At 63.6% G+C, this 12,767-nt stretch carries 12 protein-coding genes; 4 read left to right on the top strand and 8 right to left on the bottom strand.

Annotated features, from left to right (window positions below; genetic code table 11):
- Positions 1-5: 5 nt before the first annotated feature.
- Positions 6-464 carry a hypothetical protein gene (locus KIT08_08895; protein ID UYN89204.1) on the bottom strand — a complete coding sequence of 153 codons (459 nt, stop codon included), beginning with the start codon at positions 462-464 and terminating at the stop codon, positions 6-8.
- A 155-nt stretch (positions 465-619) separates the two neighbouring features.
- Here KIT08_08895 and KIT08_08900 point away from each other — a divergent pair, with 155 nt between their 5' ends.
- From KIT08_08900 to KIT08_08910, 3 genes are read left to right on the top strand one after another with little or no spacing between them, the layout of a single operon-like run.
- Positions 620-1,765 (top strand): cystathionine gamma-synthase, encoded by a 1,146-nt coding sequence (locus KIT08_08900; protein UYN89205.1) that lies wholly within the window; start codon positions 620-622, stop codon positions 1,763-1,765.
- A 14-nt stretch (positions 1,766-1,779) separates the two neighbouring features.
- A complete protein-coding gene (locus KIT08_08905; protein UYN89206.1) occupies positions 1,780-2,130 on the top strand; it encodes a hypothetical protein in 351 nt (116 codons plus the stop codon).
- A gap of 38 nt (positions 2,131-2,168) precedes the next feature.
- On the top strand, positions 2,169-2,564 hold the full coding sequence (locus KIT08_08910) for a VOC family protein (protein ID UYN89207.1): 396 nt from the start codon (positions 2,169-2,171) through the stop codon (positions 2,562-2,564).
- 182 nt (positions 2,565-2,746) lie between these two features.
- On the opposite strand, the gene KIT08_08915 is transcribed toward KIT08_08910, so the two are convergent.
- From KIT08_08915 to KIT08_08940, 6 genes are all read right to left on the bottom strand, one after another.
- Entirely contained in the window at positions 2,747-3,583 is an 837-nt protein-coding gene (locus KIT08_08915; protein ID UYN89208.1) for a hypothetical protein, read from the bottom strand.
- 11 nt (positions 3,584-3,594) lie between these two features.
- Positions 3,595-5,001 carry a cystathionine beta-synthase gene (locus KIT08_08920; GenBank protein UYN89209.1) on the bottom strand — a complete coding sequence of 469 codons (1,407 nt, stop codon included), beginning with the start codon at positions 4,999-5,001 and terminating at the stop codon, positions 3,595-3,597.
- Between the two features lie 37 nt (positions 5,002-5,038).
- Positions 5,039-6,154: an endolytic transglycosylase MltG gene (mltG, locus tag KIT08_08925; protein UYN89210.1), complete on the bottom strand. Its 1,116-nt coding sequence runs from the start codon at positions 6,152-6,154 to the stop codon at positions 5,039-5,041.
- 4 nt (positions 6,155-6,158) lie between these two features.
- Complete coding sequence (gene ruvX, locus KIT08_08930; GenBank protein UYN89211.1) at positions 6,159-6,572, bottom strand: Holliday junction resolvase RuvX; 414 nt, start codon at positions 6,570-6,572, stop codon at positions 6,159-6,161.
- Between the two features lie 102 nt (positions 6,573-6,674).
- Positions 6,675-7,058, bottom strand: coding sequence for a hypothetical protein (locus KIT08_08935; protein UYN89212.1), 384 nt, complete (start codon positions 7,056-7,058; stop codon positions 6,675-6,677).
- 108 nt (positions 7,059-7,166) lie between these two features.
- Entirely contained in the window at positions 7,167-8,297 is a 1,131-nt protein-coding gene (locus tag KIT08_08940; protein UYN89213.1) for an alanine--glyoxylate aminotransferase family protein, read from the bottom strand.
- An 89-nt stretch (positions 8,298-8,386) separates the two neighbouring features.
- Here KIT08_08940 and KIT08_08945 point away from each other — a divergent pair, with 89 nt between their 5' ends.
- Positions 8,387-10,729 (top strand): transglycosylase domain-containing protein, encoded by a 2,343-nt coding sequence (locus KIT08_08945; protein ID UYN89214.1) that lies wholly within the window; start codon positions 8,387-8,389, stop codon positions 10,727-10,729.
- 35 nt (positions 10,730-10,764) lie between these two features.
- Here the strand turns inward: KIT08_08945 and KIT08_08950 are convergent, their stop codons facing one another.
- Positions 10,765-12,765 carry an ABC transporter ATP-binding protein gene (locus KIT08_08950; GenBank protein ID UYN89215.1) on the bottom strand — a complete coding sequence of 667 codons (2,001 nt, stop codon included), beginning with the start codon at positions 12,763-12,765 and terminating at the stop codon, positions 10,765-10,767.
- Positions 12,766-12,767 lie beyond the last annotated feature (2 nt).

The raw sequence follows: 12,767 nt of genomic DNA on the forward strand, positions 1-12,767 counted from the left end.
TTGTACTAAGGAACTACACTGACTTTAGTGAACATGCCGGCGGCATAGTGGCCGGGCAGGTAGCAGCCAAATTCGTATTCGCCGGGTTCCGTGAACGCGTACTCAATCATGACAGTCGCGCCGGGGGTCAACTGGCTTTCGCCGACATGCAACATCCCGTCCACGTCCTCAGCGTCGTGGCCTGATTCGCCGTGCCCATGCTCGCCTTCGGCGTCATCGTGGCCGTGCTCGCCTTCGGCTTGCATGTGATGCTCTTCACCCTCGGCTAGCAGCACAAACTCATGGTTGATGGCGCCGGGGTTGGTGATGATGAAACGGTAAGGTGTGCCCACCTTGAAGACCGTGATGGGCGACTCGATGGCGAATTCGGTGAGCTCAATCGGCACCACCTGGGCAACTGTGGGGCGGCTGCCGCAGGCGCTGGTGAGGAGAGCCAGTACCAAAATTACGGCCATTCTGTACATGAAGCGTTTCTCCTTTGTCGGATACCCTCCCCCTATGGGAGGGGTTACCTTGACTCTAAAACCTTTGGGGATAACAGTCAATGAAGAGGAGAATGAGAGGGATTGATGCCAAAAGCGGTCGGGTTCCACGGATTACAATCGTGGCAGGAGCAAGAATGCCAGATAAATTTGAAACCCTTGCCATTCACGCCGGTCAGCAGCCCGACCCCAGCACCGGCGCGGTGATGACGCCGATCTACCAGACCAGCACCTTCGTGCAGGACGCAGTAGGCGTGCACAAAGGCTACGAATACTCGCGCAGCGGCAACCCCACCCGCACCGCGCTGCAGGACTGTTTTGCGGCGCTGGAAGGCGCCAAACACGGCTTGGCCTTTGCCTCCGGTCTGGCCGCCACAGACACGATCATCCGCCAATATTCACCGGGTGACCACATCCTGGTGGGCAGCGATGTGTATGGCGGCACCTTCCGCCTGTTCGAGCGCGAGTACAAGGACTTTGGCATCGAGTTCAGTTATGTGGACGTGGATGACCTGGCTGCCGTGCAGGCTGGCTTGCGCGCCAACACCAAGCTGGTGTGGCTGGAGACGCCAACGAATCCGTACCTGGGCCTGGCCGATATTGCCGCCATTTCTGCCATCTTGAAGGCGCAAGCCAGCAAGCCGCTGTTCGCGGTGGACAATACCTTCGCCTCGCCGTACCTGCAACAGCCGCTGGCCCTGGGGGCGGACATCGTGATCCATTCGGCCACCAAGTACCTGGGCGGCCACTCCGACGTGGTGCTGGGCCTGGTAGCGGTGAACGACCCGGCGCTCGCAGAGCGGCTGGCGTTCACCCAGAACGCGGCCGGGGCCGTGCCTGGGCCGATGGACAGCTTTCTAGTGCTGCGCGGCATCAAGACCCTGCACCTGCGCATGGACCGCCATGGCGAGAATGCCGCGGCGATTGCCGAATACTTGGTCAAGCACCCCAAAGTGAGCCAGATCTATTATCCGTTTCACGCTTCGCACCCGCAGCACGAGCTGGCGCGCAAACAGATGCGCAACGGCGGCGGCATGCTTTCGTTTGAACTGAAGGGCGGCGAAGCCGCCGCCCGCAGTGTGGCCGAGAGCACGCGGCTGTTCGCCCTGGCGGAGTCGCTGGGCGGGGTAGAGTCGCTGATCGAGGTGCCGGCGGTGATGACGCACTTGTCCGTGGCCAACTCGCCGCTGGCGGTGGACCCGGGGCTGGTGCGCCTCTCGGTAGGGGTAGAGCACGTGGACGACCTGATTGCAGATCTGGAACAAGCGCTGGCCAAGGCCTAGCGCAGGAGGTTGTAATGGCTAAGAAAGGCAAACGCGACAAGAGCCCGGATGCAATGAACGCGGCCTCCGAAGGCATGGGCTACCCCATCGGCGGGCTGGAAACCAGCTCGGCCGAGTTCACAGAGTTTCTGGCCGCAGTGATCAAGGAATTCAAGGAAGACTCGCCGGGCCTGACCCTGCGGGACGCTGCCCGGATCGTGGTCGAGCGCGAGGGGCTGGAGCAGTTCGCGGATCGCGTGGCCGACATCCAAGTCTTTTTGAAAGCTTTCCTGGGCGGCAAGAATACCGAGTGGGACGAATTGGTTGCCGAGGATGCTCGCCGCCGTTTGGAGATCGACAAGACCTTGGGCGGTACGCCGGGCTGAGAATGGGTAAAGGATGAAGACGCAGATGAGGAGGGACTATGCCGCTATCACTAATTCTTGCATGTAAGGACGTTGCTGCGGCCATTGAGTACTACACCAGGAAGCTGGGCTTTGTATTGGCCTGGCAAATGCCGCCCAACGACAAAGGCGAGATCGAATTTGCCGGCGTAAAGCTGGGGGATGCAGAAATCCTGCTTGGCGTCACTACGGGATTCGTAGCCGATGAGAATATGGATAAGCGCGGCACCGGCGTGCAGCTCTACGTCAACCTGGGCGCAGACCACGACATTGATGCGCTCTACCAGGCGGCACAGTCCAGCGGCGCAAGGATTACAAAGCAAATAGAGACGCGTGATTGGGGAGAGCGGGCTTTCAATGCCAGCGACCTGGACGGCTACAGTCTGATGTTCGCTCAGGCAGCCAAGAAAGAATAGAAAGACTTTCGTACACGTGAATAACAACCTGTGGGAGCTTTGAAGTGAAGTCTCCTGCAAGCTTGAATTCAACTCAGACTATGTAAGGGCCGGTCTTAGACCGGCCCTTACGCGCTCAGTGTAAAGAGTTTGCCAGTTGGCGGAAATTCAGTCCGGTGTGAATGAAGAGCCAGCCGATGGACTCACTCGTCGTACAGCACGGTGGGCTCGGCGTAGTAGCGCACGCCCTTGCGGGCCGTGCGCTCGTTGACCCAGCGCTGCAGCGCCTCGTTCTTTTCTTCCAGCGACTTATTGGCCGAAAGCTCTTCCAGCGGGTAATTGACGCGCAGGGCGCGCGGCGAAACAGTGAAGCGGGTGATGCCGGGGGGCAGCAGCACGCCGGCGGCGCACAGTTCCAGCACTTCGCTGACTTTGAAGGGGGGATAGACCACGATGGCGGTCAGGTTGTCATACTTGCCGTGCAGCTCGCGCACTTGCTGGGCGGTGGTGCGGTCCACCGCCGCTTTTTTGGCATACAACTCGGCAATCCTGTTAAGCGCCTGCGTGCGGCTGGCCAGGTCGCCCGGCACGCTGCGGGCGATGTGGGCCTTGCCATCCTGCGTCTGCACCCATACCAGAGTCTTGATGGGCCAGCGGCTCTGTGGGCGTTTGACCGTGGGGTCAATAGCCTGCATGGTCACATCCGGCAGTTGGCCTAGCGCCTGCAGAAACTCGGCGCCATCCCAATCCCACAATACGTGGTTCCAGGTGTGCAGGTCCAGCCCTTCGTAGTCCGCCTCCACCACCTGCACCAGAGCGTGGGGGATGCCCATGTGGTTGAGAGCGCTGGTGCGGTTGGCGCCATCCAGCACCATGTAACGCCCGCTGCCATCCGGCAGCGGCGTGACCATGGGCGGGTTGCGTAGCACGCCGCTGGCGCGCAGCCGCTCGATGAGCGGCAGGCTGCGCTGGTCGTCGTGCCACTCGTGTGGCACGAGATCAGGCGAAGGGACGATGCGTAGCGTGGGCAGGTTGGCCATCAGCCGGTGGGTTATCCGTTGATGAAGTCGAGTACGTCGATCTTGGTGAGGATGCCGACCACACGGCCGCCGTCGTTGACCAGTACGGCGTTGTTGCGCACGATCTCTTGCATGGCGTCAGGCAGCAGGGTGCTGGCGGGCAGGCTGTTGGGCGCCGGCTGCAGCAGGGCGGCTACGCTGTCTTCGCCCGGGCGGCCGTTCTTGGATTCCAGCAGGTGGGTCAGCAGGTCGCCTTCGCGTACGATGCCGCTCACCTGGCCGTCGGCATCCACCACGGGCAACTGCGAGATGCCGAACTCCTTCATCTTGCTGACCACATCAGCAATGCGATCCTCGGCTGAGGCCGAGATGAGCTCGCTCATGCTCTTGCCGCCCAGCACCTCGCGCAGGGTGGCTTCGCTCCATTCGGAGTCCAGGAAGCCATTCTCGCGCATCCACTTGTCGTCGAACAGTTTGGTGAGGTAGCGGTTGCCCGAGTCGGGCAGGATCACGACTGCGACGCGGTCAGCCGGCAGGTCTTGCAAATATTTGAGCGCCCCAGCGACGGCGGCGCCGGAGGAGCCGCCGGCGAAGATGCCTTCCTGGCTCACCAGCTGGCGGGTGAGGATGAAGCACTCTTTGTCGGTCACGCGGATGATGTCGTCCACCACGCTCATATCAGTGGTGCCGGGCAGGAAATCTTCACCGATGCCTTCAACCTTGTATGTGATGGCCTCAACGCCGGGCGGGATCTTGCCCTTGTTCTCCCAGATCTCTTTGAGGATCGAGCCTACCGGGTCCACACCAATGATGCGAATATTGGGGTTCTTTTCCTTCAAATATTTGCCGACGCCGCTGATGGTGCCGCCGGTGCCCATCGAGATGATGACATCGGTCACCTTGCCGCCGGTCTGCTCCCAGATCTCCGGTCCGGTGGTCAGGTAGTGGCTGCGCGGGTTCTCAGGGTTGTAGTACTGGTTGGCAAGGATGGTGTTGGGAGTCTCGGCGGCCAGGCGGTTGGCGACCTTGTAATACGAGCGCGGGTCTTCGGGAGCAACGGCGGTGGGGGTGATTACCACTTTGGCGCCGAAGGCGCGCAGCAGTTGGATCTTCTCCTGGCTCATCTTGTCTGGCATGACGAAGATGCACTTGTAGCCGCGGATGGCGGCCACGATGGCCAGGCCCACGCCGGTATTGCCGGAGGTGGCCTCCACGATGGTCCCGCCGGGCTTGAGCCGCCCGCTGGCTTCGGCCTCGTCGATGATGTTCTTGCCGATGCGGTCTTTGACCGAGCCGCCGGGGTTGAAGAATTCCACCTTGGCGTACAGCGGGGCTTTGAGGCCCTTGGTGACCTTGTTCAGGCGCACCAGCGGCGTATGGCCCATGGTGCCAATGATGTCGTTATAGACGCGCAGGTCTTGGGATTCTTGCAGGCTCATGGATTAAGTGTAACAGAGGGGCAGAGAGCGCTGAGGCCTAATGGCAATTGTTTGCCACATGCTCCTCATACGTCACCGCGAACAGATGCGCTCCGGAGCCATCGCAAGCCGCCTGGAAATAGTAATAGGGCGAAGCCGCGGGGAAGGCGACCGCCTGCAGCGCCTCGCCGCTGGGGGCGGCGATGGGGCTGGGCGGCAGGCCCGCGTAGAGGTACGTGTTGTAGGGCGAGTCTGTTTGCAGATCCGCGCCCGTCAGCGGGCTGGGCCACCATTGGCCGCGGCCATCCAGACCCACGGCGTACTGCACAGTGGGGTCGGCTTGCAGCTTCATGCCAATATCCAGCCGGTTGTGGAACACCGAAGCGATCAGCGCCATCTCCGAGTTGATGACCGATTCGCGCTCCACGATGGAGGCCAGGATCAGCGCGTCGTAGATACTGAGGTTTTGCGCCTGGAAGCCGGCCACCAACTCAGGCGTCATCTGGTTCGAGAACACATCGCTTTGCAGCAGGGTCAGCAGCAGGGCGATGCCGTCCGCCTCGCGCGGGATCTCGTAGCTGCCGGGCAGCAGGAAGCCCTCCAACGTGGAGCCGATCGGCATCTCCGCGTACAGCGCCAGCTCGTTGGGCGTGGAGGTCGCCAGGCGAATGAACTCTTCGGGCGAGACATTCACGCCGGCGCTGGGCAGGCTGGCGGCGATCTCCTCCAGCCGCCAGCCGGGCAGGATGACCAGGGTCACGTGCTCCGGCGTGGGGTCGAGCAGGGCATCGGCGAGCTCGACCGAGCTCATCGCTGCGCTGAGTTGAAAGGTGCCCGCTTGCAGCTGGGTGTCTTTGCCGGTGTAAAAGAGATAGTTGCTGAACAGCTGGCCCTCATGGATCAGATCGTCGTGCCACAGGCGTGAGACGATCTGGCTGGTCGCTTCGCCCTGTGGGATGGTGAAGCGCACCGGCGCGGCGGCCGGGTCCACGGGGCGGCGCAAGGCTTCGGCGCGCCAGCCTAGCTCCAGGCCAATGCGCACGCGCTGGAAGGTGGTGAGGCTGGGCGCGGGCGGGCCGAACAAATCTTCGGCGCGGGCCAGCAAGGTGCTGCCGCCGAGGAAGGCCAGGAAAGCGAGGAGGGCTACGAAACCGAGGACAATGAAGGTACGCATCTTTTTACCCGTTGATCGATTGTTTTTGGTTATCCAGATAGTCTTGCAAGATTACTGCCGCGGCGCTGGCGTCAATGTCGTGCGTACCTGCACCCAACGCCCGGCGGGCCGCCAGCGCTTCCTGCGTGCTGTAGCTCTCTTCCCATAATTGCACCGGGATGCTGGTGGCCGCCCGCAGAGCGCCGGCCAACCGGGCCGCTTTGCGCCCGCTGTAGTTGGGCTGGCCGTCCTCACCGAAGGCCTGGCCCACGATGATGCGCTCGGCGGCGTGCTGCGCCGCCAGGGCGGCGATGTGGGCCGCATCGCCGCTGCGGCTCTCGTGCGCCAGCACTTGTAAGGGGCTGGCGATGGTGCCGCTGGCATCGCTCAGCGCGATGCCGATACGCCTGTCACCGGGGTCTACGGCCAGAATCCGCATGGATTAAGTATACAAGCAGAGAATCCACGGATGAGCGCAGATAACACTGCGGATGAATGGACTTCTGATGTACCGCTTTTTACATCTGTATGTATCTGTGGGCTATTCCATCCCCGTAAATTTTGCCCTGCGCTCCTCGGCCATGATGCGTAAATAGATGCCTTCCATGGTCAAGGCCGGTTTGGGCATGCTGACCTTGGGCGGCAGGTCCCAGCTCTCCTTACGGGCGATGCGCGCATTGGCAAAGGTGGGGATGCCAAATTCCTCGGCTAGCAGGCGGATGTCCGCCTTGCTGGTGACCAGCGCCAGCGGCACGCGCAGGCGCAGGCAGCGGCGGGCGGCCAGCTGCAGCACCAGCCGCGGCGCACGCGGCTCGCCGCGCTCGGGCCACAGCAGGATGACGCGGCCCTGCGCCCCGCCGCGGATACGCGCCAGGGCGGCGCGCCAATCGCCACTGGCCGGCAGCTGGATCTGGGAGGTCTTCACGCCATCAGTATAGGCAAGGGCGGCACGCGCCACAAACGCGAACGAGCGCCAGCTTGGCTTAACAAAAAATGCGCCGCAGCTGCGGCGTATTTTTACATTGATATGCGGCTACTTGGCCTTCGCCAAAATCTCGCGGATGGCGGCCAGCACCAGGGTGACGTACTCCCGGCGGCTGCTGTGGCCCATCAGGCCAATGCGCCAGATCTGGCCCTTCAGCGGGCCAAGGCCGGCGCCAACCTCGATGCCGTAATCCGCCAGCAGGTGGTTCTTCACATGGTCGTGCGAGGCGGTGGGGGGCACTTTGACGGCGGTCACGGTGGGCAGGCGGTGCTCACGCGCCACCAGCATCTCCATATCCAGGTCTTCCACACCCTTCCACAAGTCCTCGGCGTTCTGCTTGTGGCGAGCGAATCGCGCCTCCAAGCCTTCTTCAGCCACGATGCGCAGCGCTTCGCGCATGGCGTAGTTCAATTGGATGGGGGCGGTGTGATGGTAGGTGCGCTCCTTGCCCCAATACTTGTGCACTTCGTCCAGCGAGAGATACCAGTTGCCCACGCCCACCTTGCGGTCGGCCAGGGCCTTCTCAGCGCGCGGGCCAAAAGTGAGCGGCGCCAAGCCGGGCGAGGCGGAGATGGCCTTCTGCGAACCGCTGAAGGCCGCGTCCACGTCCCACTCGTCCACCTGCACCGGCACGCCGCCCAACGAAGCCACCGTGTCGAGCACAAACAGGGTGCCGGCCTCGTGGGCTGCGGCAGCCAGTTCTTTGATGTGCGGCTGTTGTGCGCCGCTGGAAGTTTCGCCGTGCACTACGGCCAGCAGCTTGTACTTGTGCTGGCTGAGCTGCTTCTTGACCGCGTCCACGTCCAGCACCTGGCCCCAGGGAGCCTCAATGCGATCCACTGTGGCGCCATAGCGGCCGGCCATGTTGAACATTCGCTCACCGAAATAGCCGATGATGCCGATCAGCACGCGGTCGCCGGGCTCGATCAGGTTGCTGAGTGCAGCCTCCATGCCGGCGCTGCCGGTGCCGGAGACCGGAATGGTGAGGCGGTTCTGGGTTTGGAAGACGAAGCGCAGCAGCTCCTGCACATCATCCATGATCTGCAAAAAGGCCGGGTCCAGGTGGCCGATGACCGGCATGGCCATCGCCTGCAATACGCGGGCCGGCATCTCGCTGGGGCCGGGGCCTAAGAGAATTCGTTCGGGGGTGTCCAGATCGTGGAAGCGTTTGGGGTCCATGCACTTCTCCTTCTGCAGGTATTTTACACCCTTGTAATTTATGCCGCGAATCACCGCGTTGGCCCGCCAAATATGCGAGAATCGGCGGCGTGTCACAGCCCCCGTTGATATTGCAGGTTGTACAGCTGGTCAAGCGCCGCCGCTCTCGCCGCCAGGCAGCTAGGCGCAGTCCCAGCGCGGTGGCGTCGCGCGCCGCCGGCTGGCTGCTGGCGGCGGCCAGCCTGCTGCTCGCCTTGCTGGCGGCCGCGGCGTTGCCGGCCTATCGCTATCTCACCTATGACCTGCCTGACGCGGGCATGCTGCCCGTGCTGATGGACCCGAAGCGCGGCTTGTTGCTGCAGCCCACCCGTTTGCAGGACCGTACGGGCATGCAAACGCTGGCGCAGCTTGTGCCAACCGCCGCGCCGCGCGAATTTATTGCGCTGGGCCAGGCGCCTTCTGTAGAGCAAGCGCTCATCGCCAGCAGCGACCCGCGCTTCTGGCAGCACAGCGGGGCGGGCTGGCTGCAAGGCCAGCCTGAGCCACATACGCTGGCCGAGCGCCTGGCAGCCGACTTGCTGCTGGCGGCCGAGCCGGAAGGTTGGCGCAAAGCGCTGCGCGCACGCGTGCTGGCCAGCGAGCTGACCGCCCGCTACGGGCAGCAGCAGGTGCTGGCCTGGGCCGTGAACAGTACGCATTTCGGACACTGGACCTTTGGCGCGCAGAGCGCGGCGCAGTTCTATTTTGACGTGCCGGCCAGCCAGCTTACGCTGGCGCAGGCCGCCGCCCTGCCGGCGATAGCCAACGCGCCTGAGCTGGACGCGCTGGCCACGCCCGCCGCGATCCAACCGCTGGCGCATCTGGTGCTGGTGAGCATGCACAGCCAGGGCATGATCGATGATGCGCAACTTGCTGCCGCGCAGTCGGAGTCGTTGCAATTCGCGCCGGATGCTGTGCCGCTGGCGCTGGACGCGTTTGCGCAACTGGCGCTGGAGCAGGCCACGCAGGCGTTGGGCGCGGCGCGCCTGGCCCGCGGTGGCCTGTCCCTGATCACCACCCAGGATGCGGATATGCAAGCTGCTTTTGCAGACCAGGGCAAAGCCGCCCTGGCTCTGGACGCACTGAATGGCCGCGTGCTGGCGCTGGCGGGCGATGCGCAAGCAGGGCAGGTCGCTGGGAATGTGTTGCTCCCGTTTGTATACCTGGATTCGTTCGCGGCGGGCAATGCCCCCGCCAGCCTGACCTGGAATTTTGACGCTGCAGCGCCCGCCGGGTTGCGCGGCCCGCTGAGCATGCGCACCGCCCTGGTGAACGGGCTGGCGCAGCCGGCGGAGGCCGCCTTGCAGCAAACCGGCCCGCTCCACACGGCCGGCGTGCTGGCCGCCGCCGGCCTGGACGCGTTTCGCAGCACACTCAGCGCGCCGCAGGCCGCCGAGCAGATCCTGAGTGCGGCCGCGGCCAGCCCGCTGGAGCTGGCCGCGGCGTATGCCAGCCTGAGCAGCGGCCAGCTGAGCGGCCAGTGGCTGGGCGGCCGGCTTCAGCCAGCCAGCCTGCTGTTCGCCACCGATGAGATGGGCGGCGTGGTTCTGGATTGGAGCCAGCCGCAATACGAAGCGCTGGCCAGCGCAGAGCTGGCCTTTCTGGTGAGCAATACCCTGAGCGATGTCAGCGTGCGCCCAGCACAAACGCGCCAGCGCATGCTGGCCCTGGGCCGCCCGGCCGCATTGGCGCCCGAAGATGCGGGCGACTGGCAGTTGGGCTATTCGCCGCAGCGTGTGGTGCTGAGCCTTGAAGCGGCCGACTGGCCCGCCCTGTTCGCCGCCGCTCACGCCAACCTGCCCATCCGCGATTGGCAGGCGCCCGGCGGCTTGAGCTCGGTGATGGTGTGTGTGCCCTCCGGCCAATTGCCGGATGAGGACTGCCCGCAGACGCGCCGCGAATACTTCGTCATCGGCACCGAGCCGCGCTTTGCAGACACGCTATATGAACGCCTCGCAGTGAATTCGCTCAACGGCCGCCTGGCGACCGTCTTCACGCCCGCCGAATTCGTGCACGAGGCTTTGTTTATGCGCGTGCCCACCGCGCAGCAGGCAGCCGCCCTGGCGGCCGACGTGCCGCTGCCGCCGGAGGATTTTGACAGCGTGCCCGCATACCCGGCAGGCGGCGCAGCGAGCCTGCTGCAGCCGGAGCGCTTCAGCGCGGTGAGCGAGACGGTGCTGGTGCGCGGCCAGGCAGATGCGCAAGCAGCTGGCTGGGATCTGCAAGTGGGGCAGGGCCTCTACCCGCGCCGCTGGCTGCAACTGGCCAGCGGCGGCAGCATGCAGCCGCGCGCCCAATGGGATACGCGTGGCCTGAGCGGCCTGTGGGTGATCCAGTTACAAGTCTGGGATGAGGATGGCGCGGTCAGCCGAGCCTATACGGTTGTGACCATAGAAAACAAAACGGACCAGTAGCACTGGTCCGTTTTGTTCTAAATGCATGCGCTGCGTTATTGGTTTGCCATTTCTTCTTGCTTCTTGAACTGACTCATATACAAGTCGTAGTAAAAGCCCTTCTTCTCCAGCAATTCAGCGTGCTTGCCGCGCTCGATGATCTCGCCAGCTTTGAGCACCAGGATCACATCCGCGTTGCGGATGGTGCTGAGGCGGTGAGCAATCACAAAGCTCGTGCGCCCAGCCAGCAGCTTCTCCAGCGCGCTCTGGATCAGGCGCTCGGTGCGCGTGTCCACGCTGCTGGTCGCTTCGTCCAGGATGAGGATGCGCGGGTCGGCCAGGGCCGCACGCGCGATCGCCAGCAGCTGGCGCTGGCCCTGGCTCAAGCCAGAGCCGCGCTCGCCCAGCACGGTGTTGTACTTTTCCGGCAGGCGCTCGATGAAACTGTCGGCATGCGCCAGCCTGGCGGCCGCCATCACTTCGTCATCGGTGGCTTGCGGGCGGCCAAAGCGGATGTTCTCCATCACTGTGGTGCTGAACAAGAAGGTGTCTTGCAGCACAATGCCGATCTGCTGGCGCAGCGATTGCTGCGTGACGTCACGCACATCGGTGCCGTCGATCCTGACCGAGCCGCCGGTGACATCATAGAAGCGCGGGATCAAATTGATGATCGTGGTCTTGCCAGCGCCGGTGGGGCCGACGATGGCCACGGTCTGGCCCGGGTTGGCATAGAAGTTCACGTTGCGTAGCACCGGCTCGCCGGGCTTGTACTCCGCGCTCACATTGTCCAGCTCCACTTTGCCTTCGATCGCGCCCATCACCTTGGCGCCGGGCTTGTCTTGAATGTTCGGCTCCACATCCAGTAGGCCAAAGATGCGCTCGGCGCCGGCCACCGCGCTCTGGATGTTGCCCCACAGCACGGCGATCTGCTGGATGGGCTGGTTGAAGCGCTGCACATAGCCCAGGAAGGTGATCACCAGACCGATGGAAACGGCCGTGCCGCCCAGCGAAGAGCCGTTGAGCAGCGCCAGGCCGCCGGCCACGGTGACGATGGCCAGCGCCAGGTAGCTCAGCGCCTCCAGCACCGGGGCCAGCGCCGAGGTGAAGGCTACCGCGCGCACATTGGCGTCACGGTTGGCGGCGTTGGTAGCGCGGAAGTGTTCGATGTTCTCCTCGGCGCGGTTGAAGGCTTGGGACTCGCGCACTGCCGAGATGCTCTCTTGCAAATTGGCGTTGACCGAGCCCATCTCCACCCGCGTCTTGCGGAAGGCTTTGCGCGCCTGCTCTGAGAACCACCAGGTGGCGATCGCCATCAGCGGAGCGATGGCCATGCTCAGCAGAGCGAATTGCACATTTTTGCTCAGCATGTTGTAGGCAGTCCAGCCCAGCAGCAATGCGCCGCTGATGACATTCACCAGGGCGAAGCTCATCGCCTGCTGGATGGTGTCGCTGTCGTTGGTGATGCGGCTCATCAGGTCGCCCACCTCGTTCTCGGCGTAGTAACCGACCGGCAGGCTATGCATATGGCGGAACAACTGGGCGCGCACATCCCGCAGCACGTGTTGGCCTGCCCAGCTCATTGAGAAGAAGGTCAAGCCGGTCAGGAAGGAAGCGATGATGAACAGCACGATCAATATCGCGATCAGCTGGCCCAGGCCGACCACGCGCTCTGCGTTGGTCAGGCTAGCCGGGTCGCTTGGCAAGTTGAAGTTAGCCAGCGCAAACGCGCCTTTGATGATGCGCTGGGTGGTCGTGCTTGGCTCCACGCCGCTGGCCAGCCAGCAGTTACTCTCGGCTGCCTCGCTGGCCTCGCCTGCCAGCGGCGAGGCCTCGCCGCCGAAGCTGGCGGCCGCGGCCGGGGTCAGGTAACAGTCGACGATCTGGCCAGTGAGCTCCGGCGTGGTGACTGAGGCCCAGGTGGAAATGATGACAAAGATGCCCGCCAGCAACAGGGCATACCAGAAGGGTTTGAAGTAAACCGCCAGGCGGCCCAGCGTCTCACTGGTCCGTTTGGGTTTCAGGGCTTCCTGGTCAAGTAATGCGCGGGTATTGAACATAG

This window comes from Anaerolineales bacterium (assembly GCA_025808555.1).
Taxonomy (GTDB): domain Bacteria; phylum Chloroflexota; class Anaerolineae; order Anaerolineales; family UBA11579; genus JAMCZK01.